The sequence below is a fragment of the Streptomyces sp. NPDC058464 genome, from assembly GCF_042721035.1.
In the GTDB taxonomy this organism is placed as follows: Bacteria; Actinomycetota; Actinomycetes; order Streptomycetales; family Streptomycetaceae; genus Streptomyces.
Window position 1 is genome coordinate 1 of record NZ_JBHXMA010000047.1, and the last position, 19,365, is coordinate 19,365.

General features: G+C 74.2%; 8 protein-coding genes. 7 read left to right on the plus strand and 1 reads right to left on the minus strand.

What is annotated here, in order from left to right; genetic code table 11:
* Nucleotides 1–123: 123 nt before the first annotated feature.
* Nucleotides 124–831 (minus strand): SDR family NAD(P)-dependent oxidoreductase, encoded by a 708-nt coding sequence (locus tag ACFWPQ_RS42280; RefSeq protein WP_384047569.1) that lies wholly within the window; start codon nucleotides 829–831, stop codon nucleotides 124–126.
* A gap of 101 nt (nucleotides 832–932) precedes the next feature.
* Here ACFWPQ_RS42280 and ACFWPQ_RS42285 point away from each other — a divergent pair, with 101 nt between their 5' ends.
* From ACFWPQ_RS42285 to ACFWPQ_RS42315, 7 genes are all read left to right on the plus strand, one after another.
* Nucleotides 933–1,781 (plus strand): helix-turn-helix domain-containing protein, encoded by an 849-nt coding sequence (locus ACFWPQ_RS42285; RefSeq protein WP_384047572.1) that lies wholly within the window; start codon nucleotides 933–935, stop codon nucleotides 1,779–1,781.
* Nucleotides 1,782–1,819: 38 nt separating this feature from the next.
* The gene (locus ACFWPQ_RS42290; protein ID WP_384047575.1) at nucleotides 1,820–3,001 is read left to right on the plus strand and encodes a histidine kinase; all 1,182 of its coding nucleotides are present in this window, start codon (nucleotides 1,820–1,822) and stop codon (nucleotides 2,999–3,001) included.
* Complete coding sequence (locus tag ACFWPQ_RS42295; protein ID WP_384047578.1) at nucleotides 2,989–3,642, plus strand: response regulator; 654 nt, start codon at nucleotides 2,989–2,991, stop codon at nucleotides 3,640–3,642. The genes ACFWPQ_RS42290 and ACFWPQ_RS42295 overlap by 13 nt, the downstream gene beginning before the upstream one ends.
* 428 nt (nucleotides 3,643–4,070) lie before the next feature.
* Nucleotides 4,071–8,144, plus strand: a complete 4,074-nt coding sequence (locus ACFWPQ_RS42300) for an amino acid adenylation domain-containing protein (protein ID WP_384047582.1) — start codon at nucleotides 4,071–4,073, stop codon at nucleotides 8,142–8,144.
* Complete coding sequence (locus tag ACFWPQ_RS42305) at nucleotides 8,141–17,590, plus strand: amino acid adenylation domain-containing protein (RefSeq protein WP_384047585.1); 9,450 nt, start codon at nucleotides 8,141–8,143, stop codon at nucleotides 17,588–17,590. Before ACFWPQ_RS42300 ends, ACFWPQ_RS42305 begins: the two co-directional genes overlap by 4 nt.
* 11 nt (nucleotides 17,591–17,601) lie before the next feature.
* The gene (locus ACFWPQ_RS42310; protein ID WP_384047588.1) at nucleotides 17,602–18,684 is read left to right on the plus strand and encodes a GSCFA domain-containing protein; all 1,083 of its coding nucleotides are present in this window, start codon (nucleotides 17,602–17,604) and stop codon (nucleotides 18,682–18,684) included.
* On the plus strand, nucleotides 18,623–19,339 hold the full coding sequence (locus ACFWPQ_RS42315; protein WP_384047590.1) for a hypothetical protein: 717 nt from the start codon (nucleotides 18,623–18,625) through the stop codon (nucleotides 19,337–19,339). The genes ACFWPQ_RS42310 and ACFWPQ_RS42315 overlap by 62 nt, the downstream gene beginning before the upstream one ends.
* Nucleotides 19,340–19,365 lie beyond the last annotated feature (26 nt).

Here is a 19,365-nt window from a genome sequence, read left to right on the forward strand (position 1 = left end):
CCGACCGCCACCGCCACCGCCACCTCGCCGTCGCAGCTCTGCCTGCTGGTCATCTGCCTCGGCTGACCCCCGGGCCGCCGCGTGCGCGGAACGCGGCGGCCCGGCCGGCGGCCATGCCGTGACTCACCAGGGCAGGCGGCCGTTCACGTCGAAGAAGCCGCCGGTCGGTCCGTCCGGGCCGATCTGCGCCATCCGCACGATGATCTCGGCGCCCTGCTCCACGGTCTGCGTGCCCGTGTTGCCGTTCAGGTCCGTCTTGGTGAAGCCGGGCTCGACGGAGTTGATCCGCATGGCCGGGAACGCCTTCGCGAACTGCACGGTGAGCATGTTGACCGCGGTCTTCGAGGCCGGGTACGCGATGCCCGGGTAGAAGTGCGCGAAGTGGTCCGGGTCGGAGAGGGCCGTCAGCGAGGCCAGGCCGCTGCTGACGTTGACCACGACCGGTGCCGCCGAGCGCTCCAGCAGGGGCCGGAAGGCGTGCAGGACGCGGACGACACCGAAGACGTTCGTCTCGAAGGTGGTGCGCATCTGGTCCGCGGTGACGGTCTCGGCCGTGGGGACGCCGTTGTCCGCGGTCCTGCTCTCGATCCCGGCGTTGTTGATCAGGACGTCGAGCCCGCCGTCGGCCTCGATCGTCTTGGCCGCGGCCTCGACGGAGGCGTCGTCGGTGACGTCGAGGTGGACGAACCTGCCGCCCAGTTCCTCGGCGGCCCGGCGGCCGCGTTCGGCGTTCCGGGCTCCGATGTACACGGTGTGGCCTGCGGCGATGAGTCGGCGGGCGGTTTCGTGGCCGATGCCCTTGTTGGCTCCGGTGATCAGTGTTGTCGTCATGCCTCCACCCTGCGCCCCGGTCGCGGGGGCAGCCAGAAGACCCTTCTTCCTGGGACTGCGGGTACCAGGCACCTCCGCGGCCGGCCGTGTTGACTGTGGGTATGACGGCGACGGAACTCGGACAGGCACTGCGGCGCTGGCGCGACCGGGTGGCGCCGGACGCGGCCGGGCTGCCGGCCGGCGGCCGGCGGCGCGCGGCGGGGCTGCGGCGCGAGGAACTGGCGCTGCTGGCCGGGATCTCGGTCGACTACGTCACGCGCCTCGAACAGGGCCGGGCGACCAACCCGTCCGTGCAGGTCGTGGAGGCGCTGGCACGGGCGCTGCGACTGTCCGCGGACGAGCGGACGTATCTGTTCGGGCTGACGGGGCTGGTACCGCCGGGCCCCGACATGGTGCCCGCCTACATCACGCCCAGTGTCCAGCGGCTCCTCGACCGGCTGGCCGGCACGCCCGTCGCGGTGTCCGACGCGGCCATGACCCTGCTGGTGACCAACCCGATGTACGGGGCGCTGATGGGCGATCCGTCCGGGCTGCGCGGCTTCGAGCGCAACGGCGTGTGGCGCAACTTCCTCGCGCGGCCGACCCGGGTGCGGCACACCCCCGAGGAGCGGCGTGCCTTCGAGGCCGGCATGGTCGCCGAGCTGCGCTCGACGGCCGCCCGCTATCCGGCCGACCGCCAACTGCGGCGGATGATCGCCGAGTTGCGTGCGCAGAGCGGGCGGTTCGCCGAGCTGTGGGACGCGGGGGTCGTCGGGCGGCTGGAGGCGTCCCGCAAGACGGTCGAGCATCCGCAGGTGGGCTCCCTGACGCTGGACTGCGACCACCTCCGGGTCGAGGAGCACGACCTGCGCATCCTCGTGTACTCGGCCGAGCCGGGCACGGAGGCCGCCGAGAAGCTGGAGCTGCTCTCGGTGCTCGGCACCCAGAGCCTGACGGAGAGACGATCATGAAACTTGCGTGACTCAAGCAAAACCCTTAGCTTCCTTTCATGTGGAAATCGGTGCGGCGTGCCGCGGAGGCCACGGTCCACCTCCTCGTGGCCGCCGCGATGGCGTTCGGAACGTGGATCTTCATCACCGTCCTGCTGATCACCGCGATCGGCACGCTGGTGGTCGTCGGCGTCTGGCTGCTGCCCGAGACGGTGCTGCTGGTCCGGCGGATCGCGGGAGCCAAGCGGGGCCTGACCGCCGCGTGGACCGGGGTGCGGATCCCCGAGGCGTACCGGCCCCTGACCGGGACCGTGCGCGAGCGGGTGGTCACGGCCGTGCGGGATCCCGGTACCCGCACCGACGCGCGCTGGATGGCCGCCCACTGGTTCTACGGCGCGCTGCTCGGCCTCGCCCTGCCGCTGTGGCCGGTGGGACTGGTCGTCGACGGCCTGTGGTGCGGGCTGCTGCGCCGCGAGGCGGTCGTCCTGCCGCTGATCGTGCGGCTCGCGGACCTGGAGGCGGACTGGTCGACGGCACTGCTCAAGCCCTCCCCGCAGGCACAGCTCACGGCCCGGGTCCAGGAACTCGCCGCGACCCGCGCCGACGCGATCACCGCGCACGAGGCCGAGCTGCGCCGGATCGAACGGGACCTGCACGACGGGGCTCAGGCCCGGCTGGTGGCGCTGTCCCTGCGGATCGGGCTCGCCAGGCGCGCCTACGGCGGCGATCCCGAGACCGGCCTCCGGCTCCTCGACGAGGCCCAGGAACAGGCCGAGAAGGCGCTGACCGAGCTGCGGCAGGTGGTGCGCGGCATCCATCCGCCGATCCTGAGCGACCGGGGCCTGGCGGGCGCCGTGCGGGCGCTGGCGGCGGGCAGTGGCCTTGAGGTGGCCGTGGACGACGGCGGTCTGGAGCAGGGGGTGCGGGCGCCCGCGGCGGTGGAGGCGGCCGCCTACTTCGCGGTGGCGGAGTCGCTGACGAACGTCGCCAAGTACAGCGGGGTGTCCCGTGCCGAGGTCCAGCTGGTGCGGGCCCGGCGCGGACTGCGCGTGCGGGTCCGGGACGAGGGCCGCGGCGGTGCGGGGGTGTCCTCGTCGGTGTCCGGGTCCGAGGGCGAGGGCGGCGGCTCGGGGCTGCTCGGCATGCGGCGGCGGGTCGCCGCGCTCGACGGAACCATGGAAGTGTCCAGCCCGGTCGGGGGGCCGACCGTGATCGAAGTGGAGTTGCCGTGCGTGTGGTGATCGCCGAGGACAATGCCCTCCTGCGGGAGGGACTGGTCCTGCTGCTGACCTCGGCCGGGCACGACGTCGTGGCCGTCGCCGGGAGCGGGCCGGAGATCATGCCCGCGCTCCTGGAACACCGCCCGGACGTGGCCGTGCTCGACGTGCGGATGCCCCCGGGCTTCCGCGACGAGGGACTGCGGGCGGCGCTGGAGGCGCGCGAGAAGCTGCCCGGACTGCCGGTGCTGGTGCTCTCGCAGTACGTCGAGGAGACCTACGCCGGTGAGCTGCTGAGCGGTGGAAGCAGCGGCATCGGGTATCTCCTCAAGGACCGGGTGGGCCGGGTCGACGAGTTCCTCGACGCGCTGGAGCGGGTGGCCGGCGGCGGCACCGCGCTGGACCCCGAGGTCGTCACCGAGCTCCTCACCCGCCGCAAGGACTCCCCGATCGACTCCCTCACGCCCCGCGAGCGCGAGGTGCTGTCGCTGATGGCCGAGGGCCACGACAACGCCACCATCGCCAGGACCCTCGTCGTCACCGAGCGCGCGGTCCACAAGCACATCGGCAACGTCTTCCTCAAGCTCCACCTGCCACCGAGCGACAGCGGCCACCGCCGGGTCCTCGCGGTCCTCGCCTACCTGGCCCACGCACCGCAGGTGTGACCCGCGACTCCTCGCGAGGCGGCACGAGTCTTCCCGGGCGCGGGTCTTTCCGGGCGCGGCCGCCGCCGGATGAGCCCGCTCAAATAGGTCAACTCCCGCAGCAAAGTCAAGTGTTGACATGTCCTGAGCGCGTGACTGATGATCACAACCACGTCACGGAGCCTCCTGAGAAACTCTGCACAACTGACGCCCCAGTGTGCGCATCCGCACCACGCGTATCCCCCGTCGGTCCTCCCCCACCTGCCGATACCTACGCATCCCCCCACTTCACATCCCCCCGCCTCGCCCCCCCATCTCGAACTCTCCACTTCGCACCCCCCACTTCGCACCCCCCACTTCGCATCCCCCTCCGGCACTTCGCGCGATGCCGTCATTCGCCGCGCCTCCGTTCCGTCCCCGGTCCCGTTCCCCGACAGGAAGGCCAGGCCTTGCCGGTGCTGAACACTCCCCGTCTCGCCCCCGCGGATCCGGACCGCCGTGTCCGGCCGGCGTCCTTCGCCCAGCAGCGGCTGTGGTTCCTGGCCCAGCTTCCGGGCGGGAACACCGCCTACAACGAGACCCTCGCCTTCCTCCTCACCGGACCGCTCGACCCCGGCGTCCTGACCGCCGCCTTCGACGCCCTGACCGACCGGCACGAGACCCTGCGGACCCGACTGGTGGCCGAGGCGGGCGGAGTGTGCCAGCACATCGACCCGGCGGGCTCGGGCATCCCCCTGGAGTTCGAGGACCTCAGCGAGTCGACGGACCCCGACGGGCGCGTGGCCGCGTGTCAGCGGGAGGAGGCGGAGCGGGAGTTCGACCTGGCGGCCGGTCCGCTCTGGCACGGCCGGCTGCTCGCCCTCGGCACCGCACGCCATGTGCTGTTACTGACGTTCCATCACAGTATCTACGACGGCACGTCGATGAACGTGATGATGAGCGAAGTCGGCCTCCTCTACGAGGCGTTGGCGGCGGGGGTGCCCGACGGGCTGCCCGGGTTACGGCTCCAGTACGCGGACTACGCGGACGCCCAGCGGCAGTCGGTGCTCGGTGGCGACCTCGCCGCCCAAGAGGCTTACTGGAAGGGCGTGTTGGCCGACGCCCCGCCCCTGCTCGAACTGCCGCTGCCGGGGCCGCGGCCGGCGGAGCAGGGCTACGAGGGCGGACGCGTCGGGTTCGAGCTGGACGCGGACGTCACGGCCGCCCTCCGCGGGCTCGCCCGGGAACACGGGGCCACCTTGTTCGTGGCGGTGCTGACGGGCTGGGCCGTGCTGTTGTCGCGGCTCTCCGGACAGCAGGACATCGTTGTCGGAAGCCCGGTCGCGGGCCGCCGTGGCCCGGGCACCGCCGGCCTCATCGGTTTCCTCGTCAACTCCCTTCCGCTGCGCGTCGATCTGTCCGGTTCCCCGACCGCGGCGGAGGCCCTGGCCCGTACCCGGGCGGTGGTCCGCGGCGCCCTGGCCCACCAGGACCTGCCGTTCGAGCGGATCGTCGAGGTGGTGAACCCGCCCCGCAGCGCGGCCCACACCCCGTTGTTCCAGACGATGCTGGCCTGGGTCCCGGACCGGCACGACCTGCTGAAACTGCCGGGCGTCGAGACCGTGCCGCTGCCGATCGCCCACGCCCCGGCCAAGTTCGACCTCGCCCTGTCGGCGACCGAGTCGGAGGGCCGGGTCACCGGCCACCTCGACCACGCGACCGCGCTGCTGGACACCGCCACCGCCGAACGCTGGGCCGGGCACCTCCGGCACCTGCTCACCGACATGGCCCGGCACCCGGACCGCACCGTCGACACCCTGGAACTGATGGACCCGCGCGAGCGCCAGGCGGTGATCGCCACCGGCGACGCCACACGGCAGCGGGACGAGAGCGGCAACTCCCCCGACGCCGGCGGCTCCCCCGACGCCGGCGGCTCCTCCGACACCATCGCGACCGCGCTGCGCACGGCCACCGGCATCGTGGAGCTCTTCGAGGCCCGGGTCCGCGCCCACCCCGCCGCCACCGCAGTCGTCGACCGCGAGCACACGATGGACTACGCGACACTCGACCGGCGTGCCAACCGGCTCGCGCACGCCCTCGTCGGCCGTGCCGTCCGCCCGGGTGACGTCGTCGGACTGCACGCACGCCGTACCGGCGACCTGGCCGTCGGCATCCTCGGCATCCTCAAGGCGGGTGCCGCCTATCTCCCGCTCGACCCCGGGCAGCCCTGGGAACGTCTCGCCGCCATGGTCGAGGACGCCGTGTGCCCCGTGGTCCTCAGCGACCACCGCGGTGCGGACCGGCCAGGGGACTGGCTCGACATCGGCATGATCGAGGCCGAGGTCGAGGTCGAAGTCGAGGTCGAGGTCGAGGTCGATGCCGGGGGAACGGCCGGGGACCGGCCGCCGGCCGGGATCACCCGGGCCCCGGACCAACTGGCCTACGTGATCTTCACCTCCGGGTCCACAGGGCGCCCCAAGGGCGTCGCCGTCGAGCACCGCAGCGTCCTCAACCTCTTCTCCGCCTGGCACGACCGGATGGGCACCGCCCCCGGCGAGGCGGGCTCGGCCTGGTCCAGTATCGGCTTCGACGCCTCGGTCCACGAACTCCTGCTGCCCCTCACCACCGGCGGTGTGCTGCACATCGTCCCCGAGGAACTGCGCGGCGACCCGGAGGAGTTCTTCGCCTGGCTGCGCGAACACGAGATCGTGCAGGCGTTCCTGCCACCCGCCTACGTCAAGTGGGTCGACGAGGACCCGGTCGGACGGCTGCGCGGGCTGCGCCTGCGCAAGCTGCTGACCGGGGTCGAGTCGATCACCGAAGCGGCGCTGCACCGCATGACGGAACTCCTGCCCGGCCTGCGGGTCTGCTTCGGCTACGGCCCCACCGAGGCGACCCTCTACAGCACCGCCCACTACGACCCCCGCCCGCTGGACCGCCCCTGCCCCGTCGGCAGCCCGCTCCCGGGCACCCGCTGCTACGTCCTGGACGCCCGGATGCAGCCGGTCCCGCCCGGCGTCGTCGGGGAGATCCACCTCGGCGGGGCGGCCCTCGCCCGCGGCTATCTGGGCCGCCCCGACCTCACCGAGGAACGCTTCCTGCCCGACCCGTTCGTACCCGGCGACCGCGTCTACCGCACCGGCGACCTCGCCCGCTGGGGCGACGACGGCCTGCTCCACTACGCGGGTCGCGCGGACGACCAGGTGAAGCTGCGCGGCTTCCGCATCGAACCGGGCGAGATAGCGGCGGCGTTGACGCGGCTGCCCGGCGTCCGCGAGGCCGTCGTCCTCGCCGACCAGGACCCGGCGGGCCGGCCCCGGCTGGTGGCCGCCGTCGGCCGGGGTGCCGTCGCGGCGCGCGGCAGCGCCGACTGGCGCACGGCACTCGCCCGCAGTCTGCCGGACTACATGGTCCCCGCCGTCGTCCTCGACCTGGAGACCCTGCCGCTGGGCCGCAGCGGGAAGCTCGACCGCGCCGCTCTGCTCCGCCTGGTCCACGAGCAGACGTCTGACCAGGTCAACACCGCCAGCCCGCGCGACCACGTCGAGCACGCCCTGTACCGCATCTGGCAGCGCATCCTGCTGCACCCCGCGATAGGCGTCGGCGACAACTTCTTCGACCTCGGCGGCACATCGCTGTCCGCCATCAAGATGGCCCACGAGGTCACCGAGACCTTCGGCCGCCGGCTGCCCGTCGCCGAGGTCGTGGTCCGGCCGACGATCGAGGCGCTGGCAGCGCTGCTGCGCGAGGACGGCGCGAACCGCGCCACGGGCAGCCTGATCGAGTTCCGCCGGGGTACCGGCCCCCGGGTCGTCTGCGTCCACCCGGCCGGCGGCACCGCCTTCTGCTACCTGCCCCTCGCCGCCCACCTGCCCGCACAGGCCGGCCTCTACGGCATCCAGTCCCCCGGCGTGAACCCGGGAGAGGACGTGCTGCCCACCGTGGAGGCCATGGCGGAGGAGTACCTGCGCCTCCTCGAACCGCTCGGCCGGGGTCCGCTCGTCCTGACCGGGCTCTCCTACGGCGGCCTCGTCGCCCACGAGATGGGACGCCTGCTCGGCGCCGCCGGACGCACCGACGTGAGCGTGGTCCTCCTCGACACGCAGGCGACCGACGACACCGAGGCCCGGGCGGCGATCACCGCCGTCGACGCGGACGAGTTCCGCGACAAGCTCGTACGGTTCAACGGGATGTACCCCGGCATCGACGACGCCCAGGTGGACCGCTACTTCCGGATCTACAACCACAACCGGCTCACCGCCCGCGATCACCTCCCGGCCGCCTCCCCGGCCCGGCTGGTCCTCGCGGAGGCCGTGCCGGACGGTGCCGACACCCCCTTCCACGCCGAGGTCCGCGCCTTCTGGCGGCGGCGCGCACAGGGCGAGTTCCGCGTCGAGACGATGGCATGCGACCACTGGGAGATCCTGGAGGGCGCCGAGACCGCCCGGGTCGCCGCTCTGCTCGCCGCCGAACTCGCCCATCACGAAGGGCAGTCGAGGCACGCGACACACTCCGTCGCCGTACCGGCGGGAGAAGTCCGATGACCGACCGCACCGCGCCCTCCGAACCGGCCGACATCGTCCCGGCCGACATCGTCCCGGCCGACGGCGTCCCGGCCGACGGCGTCCCGGCCGTCGCCGGGCTCGTCCAGGCCGACGCCGGGCTCGTCCAGGCCGTACTCGCCCAGGTTCGCCGCGCGCCCTCCGCCGTCGCCGTCGAGGACGGTGGCCGCGTGCTCGACTACGCGGAACTCGACCTGCTCAGCGGCCGGGTCGCCGCGAGGCTGCGGGAACGGGGCGTGGCCGCCGGGCAGTCCGTCGCGGTCTGCCTGCCCCGCTCCTGGCAGCTGGTGTGCGTCATGCTCGGCATCCGCCGCGCGGGGGCCGCCGTCGTCCCCCTCGACCGGCTCAGCCCGCCCGACCGGCAACGTCACATCCTCGACGACTCCGCCGCCGTCGCGGTCGTCCACGACGGTACGGCCGAGCACGTGCACGGGATCGACGCCGACCTCCTCCTCGGCCCGGCCGCGTCACCCACGGCCGCGACGGCAGCCGAACCCGTCGGTGACGCGGACGACCCGACCGCCTTCGTCTTCTACACCTCCGGCAGCACCGGCCGTCCCAAGGGCGTCGAGGTCACCGACGCGGGTGTGCTGCGGCTGGCCCGGCCCGGCTGGCTCGACCCGCGGCCCGGCGCCCGCTTCGCCTGTCTGTCCAACCCGGCCTTCGACGCGCTCAGTTTCGAGGTCTGGGCCCCGCTGCTCACCGGCGGCGTCTGCGTCGTGCTGGACGACTCCGTCGTGCACAGCCCGCAGCGGTTCGCGGCCGCGCTGCGCGAACGCCGCGTCGACACCGCGTTCATCACGGTGGCGCTCTTCAACACGGTCGTCGACAAGGTTCCCGGCTGCTTCGCCGACGCCGGCCAGGTCCTCGTCGGCGGCGAACGGCTCGACCCGCGCGCGATCCGCACCTGGTACGCCGCCAACCCGGACTCCGCCACCGTCCTTCACAACGTGTACGGGCCGACGGAGGCCACAACGTTCGCGCTCTGCCACCCGATCCCCCGGGACTTCGACGGCGACTCGGTCCCGATCGGCACCCCGCTGCCCGGGACCGGGCTGCTGCTGCGCACCGCGGACGGGCGCACCGCGGAGGACGGCGAGGTGGCCGAACTCCTGCTCTCGGGCGCAGCGTTGGCACGCGGATACCGCAATCTGCCGGAACTGACCGAGCGTTGTTTCGTGCAGTCGGAGGACGAGGACGGCACCGCGCACCGCTGGTACCGGACCGGTGACCTGGTCCGCCAGGACGCCGACGGGCGCGTGCACTACGTCGGACGCGCCGACCGGCAGGTCAAGGTGCGCGGCTTCCGCATCGAACCCGGCGAGGTGGAGCAGCGGATCCTGACCCTGCCCGCCGTCCGGCACGCGCACGTCTGCACCCGGCGTGACACGGCGGACCGGCACGAACTGCTGGCCTTCCTCGTCCTCGGCGACGACCTCTCCTTCGCCGACTACGAACGTCACCTCGGCACCGCCCTGCCGCCGTACATGCGCCCCCACCACACATACCTCGTGGCGGAACTCCCGCTGACCGCCAACGGCAAGGTCGACCAGGCCGCGCTGCTGCGCGGGGCGGGCACTCCGTGGCGCGGGAGACGTGCGGACGCCGTGCCGGTCAGTGCCGGGCAGCGGCAGGTCCTGGAGGTCGCCGAGGAGATCCTCGCCGTCGGCGGCCTGCTGCCCGACGACCGCTGGATCCCGAGCGGCGGCGACTCCCTGAAGGCGGTGCGGTTCCGCTTCGCGATCCTGGAGCGGTACGGCGTCGACATCCCCCAGGGTCTGGTGCTGCAGGCCGACTTCGCCGCTCTCGCGGACGCCGTACGCACCGCCGAGGCGGACTCCCGCCCACCGGTGCCGCCCGCCGCGGACGCCACGGCGGCGCCTGCCACCAGCGAGCAGGAACGCCTCTGGCTGCTGCATCGGCGCGACCCCGACGACCGCTCCTACGACGTGCCGCTCGCCTTCCGCGTCCAGGGCGCCGTCGACCCGCGGGCACTGCGCCGAGCGCTGCGCACGCTGGTGGCGCGGCACCCCGCCCTGCGCACCCGGCTGGTCCCCGCCCCGGACGGCCTGCTGCAGCGGGCCGAGGCGCCCTACGACCCCTGGCAGCCGCTCGACGCCCCGGCCGGGGAGCCCTGGCAGGAGACCGCCGGCCGCTTCTTCGCGCACCGCTTCGACCTCACCGAACCGCACATGGTGCGGGCCGCGTGGGTGGAGCGGGCCGACGGCGGTCTGCTGCTTCTGCATCTGCACCACGCGGCCGTGGACGGCTGGTCGCTCAACCTCCTCTTCCGCGACCTCACCGAGGCCTACGCGGGCGACGCCGGGCGGCCGGCGCCGGCCGCAAGCCCCCTCGACCTGGCCCGCTGGCAGCGCGACTGGCGCGCGACGCCCGCCTACGAACGCCAACGCGCCCGGCTGGGCGACCACTACGCCGACGCGACGGAGCCGTCACCCGCCCTCCCCGCTCCCGAGCCCGCGTCGTCGGCCGGGCCGCGGGCCGGACTGCTGCGCACCTCCCTCGACCTGGTCCGCCGTACCGCACTGGACCGGCGGGCCACCGAACTCGGCCTGACCAGGTTCCAGTTGCTGGTGTCGGCGTTCGCCGCGTGTCTGTACGGCGTGACCGGGCAGGCCCGGCCGCTGGTCGCCGCTCCGGTGGCGAACCGGCCGCGTCCCGAGTTCGCCGAGAGCGTCGGCATGTTCGCGAACACCGTGCTCCTCGACCTCGCCGTGCGGCCCGACGACTCCCTGCGCGCTCACCTCACCGCGCACGCGGACAGCGTGCGCCGGGTGCTGGAGGGAGAGGAGGTCCTCCTCGCCGATCTGCTCACCGATCCGGCGTTCCGTGACCGCACTCCCCTGTTCGACTACCTCTTCGTCCTGGAGAACACGGAGTTCTCCGCGCTGCGCCTGGCCGGCTGTGCGATCGAGCCCCTGTGGCCCGAGCCCGCGGGCGCCAAGTGCGCGCTGACGCTGTCGGTGGTGGAGGACGAGTCGGGGTTCGGCTGTCTCTGGGAGTACCGCGACGACTTCGGTGCCGAACGCGCAAAGGCGGCGGCCCGGTTGTTCCGGCGGGCCCTGGACCGGCTGACCGGCGACGGCAACAGCGACGGCGACGGCGACCTCACCGTGCGCGAACTCGTCGCTCCGCACCGCACGTCCGCGACCGTCCACGGCGCTCCGGTGGCAGCCGACTTCACGACGGTCGCCGAGGGCTTCGCCCGCCAGGTCGCCCGCACTCCGGACGCGCCCGCCGTCACCCTCGGCGGGACCACCCTCACCTACGCCGAACTCGACGCCCAGGCCGACGAGTTGGCGTCGCTCCTGAGCGTGCCCGAGGACCCCGCCGCCCCGGCGTCCGTGGCCCTGTACCTCCAGCCGTCCGTCGAGCACGTCGTCGCCCTGCTCGCGGCGGCCCGCCGCAACCTGACCGTCGTCCCCCTCGACCCCGCCTACCCGCCGGCCCTGCTGCGTCATGTGCTGGACCGTGCCGCTCCCCTGTGCGTGCTGACCGGCGCCCAGGACCTCGACGTCCTGGCCACGATCGCCCCGCCGGACCTGCCGCGGCACGTCGTCACCCTCACCCGCAGGCCCACCGCGCCGCCCGTGCCGTACCGGCACCACGGACTCCGGCCCCTGTACACCCTGTTCACCTCGGGCTCCACCGGCACCCCCAAGGGCGTCCAGGTCCCCGACCGGACCCTGTGCTCCCTGCTCACCTGGCAGCGGACCGCCGGCGGACTCGAACGGCCCGCCGTCACCCAGCAGTTCTCCATGCTCTCGTTCGACGTCTCCTTCCAGGAGATCCTCACCACGCTGTGCTCCGGCGGCGAGCTGCGCCTGGTGCGTCCGTCCTGGCGGCAGGACGTGCCCACGCTGCTCGCGCAGTTGGAGACGGGCGGCGCGGAGCGGATCTTCCTTCCGTACGTGGCGTTGCAGCTGCTCGCCGAACACGGCGTGCGCCTGGGGGTGTTCCCGTCCCGGCTGCGTGATGTCGTCACCGCCGGGGAGCAGTTGGTGTGCACGGACGCGATCCGGCGCTGGTTCGCGGGGCTGCCGGACGGGGCACGCCTGTTCAACCACTACGGCCCGACCGAGACCCATGTCGTCAGCGCCCTGTGCCTGGAGGGCGACCCCGCCGCCTGGCCGGTCCGTCCCGCCATCGGGCGCCCGGTGGCGGGGGCCGTGCTGCGGGTGGTCGACGAGGGCGGTCTGCCCGTCCCGCCGGGTGTGACGGGCGACCTGCTCATCGGCGGTCCGATGGCGGGCCGTTGCTACCTCGGCGACCCCGCCGCACACCGCGACCGGTTCCTCGACGCCCCCGAGCTGGGCACCCTCTACCGGAGCGGGGACCGTGCCCGCTTCGACGCGCGCGGTCTGCTGCACTACGCGGGGCGCGACGACGGCCAGGTCAAGCTGGGCGGACACCGCCTCGAACTGGGCCAGGTCGAGGCCGCGTTGCTGGAGCTGCCCGGGGTGGTCAACGCGGTCGCGGGAGTGCTGGACGGCCGGCTGGTCGCCGCTCTCCAGTGCCGGGGCGAGGATCCCGACCCCGCGGACCTGACCCGGCGGCTGGCGCTGCTGCTGCCCGCCTACGTCCGGGTCGCCGTCTTCCGCCGCGTGACGGACCTGCCGCGCACGCCCAGCGGCAAGCTGGACCGCCGGGCGGCGCTCACCGCGCCGGGGCGGGAACTGCGGCCGGCGCACGAGCCTCGGCCGGCGCACGAACCATGGCCGACGCCCCAACCAAGGCCGGTGCACGAACCACGGTCAGGGCGTGAATCGCGGCCAGGGCACGTATCGCGGGCGGACGACCGCGCGGACGCCGGGGTGACGGCGCTGGAAGGACGGCTGGCCGAGCTGTTCCGGGCGGCGACCGGGCGGACGGTCTCCGTGGACGAGCGGTTCCTCGACGCCGGGGCCACCAGCCTGGACCTGATGCGCTTCCAGCTCAGATGCGCGGGAGAGGGCGATCTCGCGTTCTCCGTACCGGACTTGTTCGAGCACGTCACCCTGCGCGCCCTGGCCCGGCTGCTCACGGACGACGGCACCGACCGCGACACCCCGGCCCGCCGGCCGGAGGCGTCGGGCGACGCCCGGCGGACAGCGGACGAACCGGTCGCCGTCGTCGGCATGGCCGTACGGCTGCCGGGCGCGCCCGACCTGGCCGCGTTCTGGGACCTGGTCGTCTCCGGCCGGCGCGGGATCGAGCACTTCGCCGCGGCCGACGGCCGGGTCGGCGCCCGCAGCCAACTGGCCGGACCGCTCGACTTCGACCCGGGCCGGTTCACGATCAGCCCGCACGAGGCCCGGCTGATGGACCCCCAGCAGCGCCAACTGCTCATGAACTGCGCCGAAGCGCTGGCCCACGCCGGAATCGGCGACCCGGCCCGGCTCCGGGTCGGTCTGGTCGCCTCCTGCGGCGAGAACACCTACTTCCGGCGCATGCTCCGCGACGGCGACCCGGACCTGCTGCCCGACTCCTTCCGGCTCGCCCTGCACCACGAGAAGGACTTCCTCGCCACCAAGGCCGCCTACCATCTCGGGCTCACCGGACCGGCGTTCACGCTCCAGTCCGCCTGCTCCAGCTCGCTCGCCGGGGTGCACGTCGCGGCCGGCCTGCTGCGGCAGGGCGACGCCGACGTGATGCTGGTCGGCGGGGTCCTCGTCGACACGGAGCTGACGGACGGCTACACCTACCGGCCGCAGCACATCTTCTCCCCCGACGGGCACTGCCGGCCCTTCAGCGCGGACGCCGAGGGCACCGTGGGGGCGAGCGGCACCGGCGTGGTCGTCCTGAAACCGCTGACCGCGGCCCGCCGGGACGGCGACACCGTGTACGCGGTCGTCACCGGCTCGGGGCTGAACAACGACGGCTCCGGCAAGCTCGGTTACAGCGCCCCGTCGCTGCCCGGGCAGCGGGCCGCGATCCGCGCGGCGCTCCAGGCGAGCGGCCGCGGAGACGGTGACGGTGGCGGCGACATCGGGTACGTCGAGGCGCACGGCACCGGGACCCGGCTCGGGGACCCGGTCGAGGCGGCCGCGTTGCGACAGGCGTACGGGCTGGCGCAGGACGCGCGGGTGGCGCTGTCGTCCGTGAAGAGCCAGATCGGGCACCTGGGCGCGGCGGCGGGCGTCGTCGGCCTGGTGCGCGCGGTGCTCGCCGTGCACCACGGGGTCGTCCCGCCGACAGCCGACTTCGACCGGCTCAACCCGGAGATCGACGACGGCCCGTTCCGGATCCCGGTCGCCGCCGAGCCCTGGCCCGCCGGTCCGCGGCGGGTGGCCGGGGTGAGCAGTTTCGGTATCGGCGGCACCAACGCCCATGTGCTCCTGGAGCAGCCGGACCCGGTGCCGGAGACGGAGACGGACACGGCGGAGCCGCTGCCGTGCCTGGTGCTGTCCGGCGCCTCGGAGGCCGCGGTCCGCGCGGACGGCCGGCGCATCGCCGACTACCTCACGACCCGTCCCGGCGCCTACCCCCGGGTGCTGCGGCACCTCCAGGCCGGGCGTCCCGCCCTCGCCCACCGCGCGGCGGCCGTCTGCCCCGACGCCGCCTCGGCCGTCGCCTGGCTGCGGGCGCTGCCGACGGTCACCGCGCCCCCGTCCCAGGACGCGCCGGCGGTAGAGGACCGCGACGCGCACACCCTCGCCGCGGCATGGGCGGCCGGCCGCACCGTCGGGTGGCCGGCGGGCCCGGCACCCGCGCCCTGGGACTTCCCGCCGCCCGCCTTCGACACCGCCGAGTACGACTTCCCGCGCGCCCCCGAGGAGCGGGCCTCACGTGCCTCCGAGGAGCGGGCCTCGCGTGCCTCCGGGGAGCGGGCCGGGAGCTCCCGGCTGCCCGCCGCGCAGTGGCTGCACCAGCCTCTGTGGACCCGCTCCCGGCGCGCCCGTACCGCCGCCCCGGTGTCCCGCCGTACCGCCGTGGTGGTGCTCGGCCCCGGGCAGGACGGCGAGAACTGGCGGTTCCTGGAACGCCACTACGCCCGCGTGGTGACCGTACGCGCCGGGCAGGGCCTGACCCGGATCGGCGACGACCGCTACGAGGCCGATGTCGCCGACGCCGAGCAGCTCGGCGCCCTGCTCGACCGCCTCACCGGCGTGGACGGCGCCGTCGGACCGGACCGGACGGACGGACCGGCCGTCGACTGGCTGCACGCCCTTCCGCTCGCCCTCGACGGCGATGCGACCACGGCCGCGCTGGGCACCGCCGAGTGGGCCTGCCTCGACACGGTCGCCGCCCTCGCCCTGGCCCTCGCCGGCCGCCCGGCGACGGAACGGCCCCGGGCCTGGCTGCTGTCCCAGCGGGCGCAGCCGGTCACCGGGAGCGTGCACACCCCCGAGGCCGGACTGCTCGCCGCGGCCCTGGAAGTCCCCCGGCAGGAACTGGGCGTCACCCTGCGCTGGGCCGACCTGCCCGGCGCGCACCCGGCCGGCTGGGCCGCCCACCTGCCCGACCTGCTCCTCGACGACACCATCGCCGTGACCGACCGGGCGACGGCCCTGCGGGACGGCTTCTGGTGGCAGCGCACCACCGTGCCGGTGCCCGTGGGCGAGACCCCCCGGCCCGCCGCCGTACCGGGCACCCATCTGGTCCTCGGCGGCACGGGCGGCCTCGGCACCACCCTGGCCGCGAGCCTCCTGCGACACCCCGGAAACCGGGTCGTCCTGGTGGCCCGCGGCGCCGAAGTGCCGGCCGCGCTGCGGAGGTTCGGCGAGCGCGTCACCCTCGTCACGGCCGACCTGGCGGCCGAGGAACCCGCGGCCGTCGCGGACCGGCTGGCCCCGCTGCTCGACGGTCTGGCCGGCATCGTGCACGCCGCCGGCACCGCCGCGGGCGGACTCCTGGCCCGGCGCGAACCGACCGCCGCGCGCGGGGTCACGGCGGCCAAGCTGCGCGGCGCCCTGCTCGTCGAGCTGCTCGTCGCCGAGCACGCCCCCGACTACGTCCTGTACTGCTCCTCGATGGCGGCCCGGTTCGGCGGAATCGGCCAGTTCGACTACGCGGCCGCCAACGCCTGCCTCGACGCCTACGCCCACCACACCGCGCCCGGCGGCGACGCCACCGTACGCACGAGTGTCGGCTGGGACGCGTGGCGGGACGTCGGCATGGCCCAGCAGCACGCCGCCGCCAGGGCGGACGCCCGGCATCGCGAACACCTGACCGTGGCGCTCACCCCCGAGGAGGGTACGGCCCTCTTCGAGCGGGCCCTGCATCTCCAACTGCCTCACCTCATGGTGAGCACCACGGACCTCACGGAAGCCCGGGCCTTCTACGAACCGGCCCCCGCCTCCGGGCCCGCTGCTCCCGCGCCCGCACCCGCCGCTCCCGTCCAGCGCGACCCCGGCGCGGAGATCACCGGAATCCTCCTCGACCTGCTCGGCGTGGACACCGTCGACCCGCAGGCGCCCCTGTACGACCTGGGCGCCGACTCGCTGACCCTGCTGGAGCTCCTCGACGAGATCAAACGCCGGCACGGCACCGACATCGAGCTGTCCCGGCTCAGCCACCGGGTGAGCCTCGCGGAGCTCCTCGGGCACCTCGACGACAGCGGTGTCCGCCCGCAGGGCACGGTGGACGTCGAGGTGTGGCAGCGCGGCCCGGGGCCGGACGTGCTGTGCCTCGTGCATCCGGTGGGCGGGGACATCCAGGCCTACCGGCCGCTGGTGTCCGCCCTGCCCGACGACCTCACCGTCTGCCTGATCGCCGACCCCGGGCTGCGCGATCCCGGGCTGCCCGACCGCTCCATCGACGAGCGCGCCGCCCTCTACCTGGCCGCCGTGCGACGGGAGTTCCCGGAACCCGGGCGCCGACTGGCGCTCGCCGGCTGGTCGTTCGGGGCGTGGACCGCGCTGTCGATGGCCACGCTCGCCGAGGCCGGCGACCGGCCGGTGACCGCCCTCCATCTCCTCGACCCGCCGCCGCCCGGGACGGGACATCGCTTCGCCGGTTACGACGAGGAGCGCGTACAGGCCGTCTTCGCCCGCGAGTTGGGCGGAAACGGTGCGGGGCGGCCGACCGAGCCGATGCACGACACCGCCGAACCCCTCACCGGTGCCGCCGAGCCCCTCACCGGCACCGTCGGTCCCCTCACGGAGGCCGGTCGTGTCTACGCCGAGCGGCTCGCGCGCTGCTGCCGTGCCAACCTGGCGGCCATGGCCGGGCACCGGCTGCCGCGGCTGCGCCGGACGCCCGCCGCCGTATGGCTGGCGGCACGCCCCGTGGCCGAGGCCCCGCTCGCGCCCGAACCGACCGCCCCCGGTGCCTGGGACGCCCACCTTCCCTCGCCGTACCGGCTGCACCACGTCGACGCCGACCACTACCAGATCGTCGCCGAACCCCATGTCCGGGAGATCGCCGCCACCCTGGCCGAGACCGGGTCCCCGTCCGCCGCCCGGCCGCAGCCCGCCGGACGGATCTGAGGAGACCAACCGTGCAGCATCCGTACACCCACCTGCCCGCGAGGTCGTTCTGGCGCACCGCGGTCGCCGAGCCCGACGCCGCGGACATCGACGGCCTGTGGACGCCGAAGTTCACGATCGGCCAGGACGATCCCGTGGTCACCGCCGGATCCTGCTTCGCCGCGCACATCGGCCGGGCCCTCCTGACGGAGGGCATGCACTGGTACGACGCCGAGCTCCCGCCCCCGGGCCTGACGCCCGCCGAGCAGGCGGCGCGCGGATACCGCCGGTTCTCCTTCCGGACCGGCAACATCTACACGGCCGCCGCGCTGCGCCAGTGGGTCGCCTGGGCGCTGGAGGAGGAGAAGCCGCCGGAGGAGGTGTGGGAGGAGGCCGGCGCCTTCCACGACCCCTACCGGCCCACCGTGGAGCCGGACGGCCACGCCTGTGCGGACGACGTGCTGCGCGCCCGCGCGGTCACCCTGGACGCGGTCCGGACCGCCCTCGACCGGGCCGAGGTACTGGTGTTCACCCTCGGCCTGACGGAGGCCTGGCACGACGTCCGTACCGGTACCGTCCTGCCGATGTGCCCCGGTACGGTGCGCGGCACCTACGACCCCGGCCGGCACGTCCTGCACAACCACACGGTGGACCGGGTGCTCCGCGACCTCACCGACGTGCTCGCGATGGCGCGCGGCGTCAACTCCCGGCTGCGCACGGTCCTCACCGTCTCCCCGGTCCCGCTGACGGCGACCGCCACCGGCCGCCACGCGCTGGTCGCCACCACCCACTCCAAGTCGGTGCTGCGCGCCGCGGCCGGCCAGCTCGCCGACGCCTCCGACGACGTCGACTACTTCCCGTCGTACGAGATCGTCACGGGCTTTCCGTACCGGGCGGCGTTCTACGAGCCGAACCTGCGCACGGTCACCCCCGACGGGGTGGCCTTCGTGATGCGGCACTTCTTCCGGGGTGTCCGGCCCGCTACCGACACCGCGCCGCCCGCGCCCGCCCGCGCGCATTCCACCCCCGTCACCGGCGGAGAGGACCACTGGTGTGACGACGCCGTACTCGACTACTACGCCCCCCGTTCCCGCCCGGTTCCTCCTGCTCGGTGACTCCCACGCCGGCTGTGTCGGGCGGGCCGCGCAGCAGGCGGGGCTGCCCTTCGTGGGCGGACCGGTCGGCTCGGGGCGGGACTTCCTCGGGCCGTTCCTCGACGACCTCGACGACCTCGACGACAAAGGTGACTTGGTCTTCCGGGACGCCGAGACGCGGCGGCTGGTCGGGGAGTTCCTGAACACCCTGGACGTGGCCGGGTTCGCGGGGCTCGGGGTGCCGCTCGTGTGCACGTTCGGGCTGAGCGCGCACACGGTGGCCACCCGGCAGAACTGGGACATCCACCGCGACCGGCACGGCAGCGTGCCCGAACGGTTCCTGCGCAGCGGCCTGTTCGCCGACCTGGTCCGGGCTAGTGTCCGCGGCGCGCTCGCCTTCTACGACCGTACGGCCGCCCTCGGGCTGCGTGTGCTGGCTCCGCTGCCGCCGCAGCGCGTCCCCGGCATGTCCGACGCGTCCGTCTTCTTCGCCGCCCAGGACGTCATCAGCACCGAACTCACGGCTCGGGGCGTGGAGTTGGTCGATCTGCGCGCCCGCGTCACCGACGACTCGGGACACCAGCGGGCGGTCTTCTGCCAGGCCGACGACACGATCCACGGCAACCTCGCCTTCGGCCGCCTGGTGGTCGCCGAACTCCTCGACCGCGGGCTCTGACCCCGCACACCCGTCAACGCTTCCGT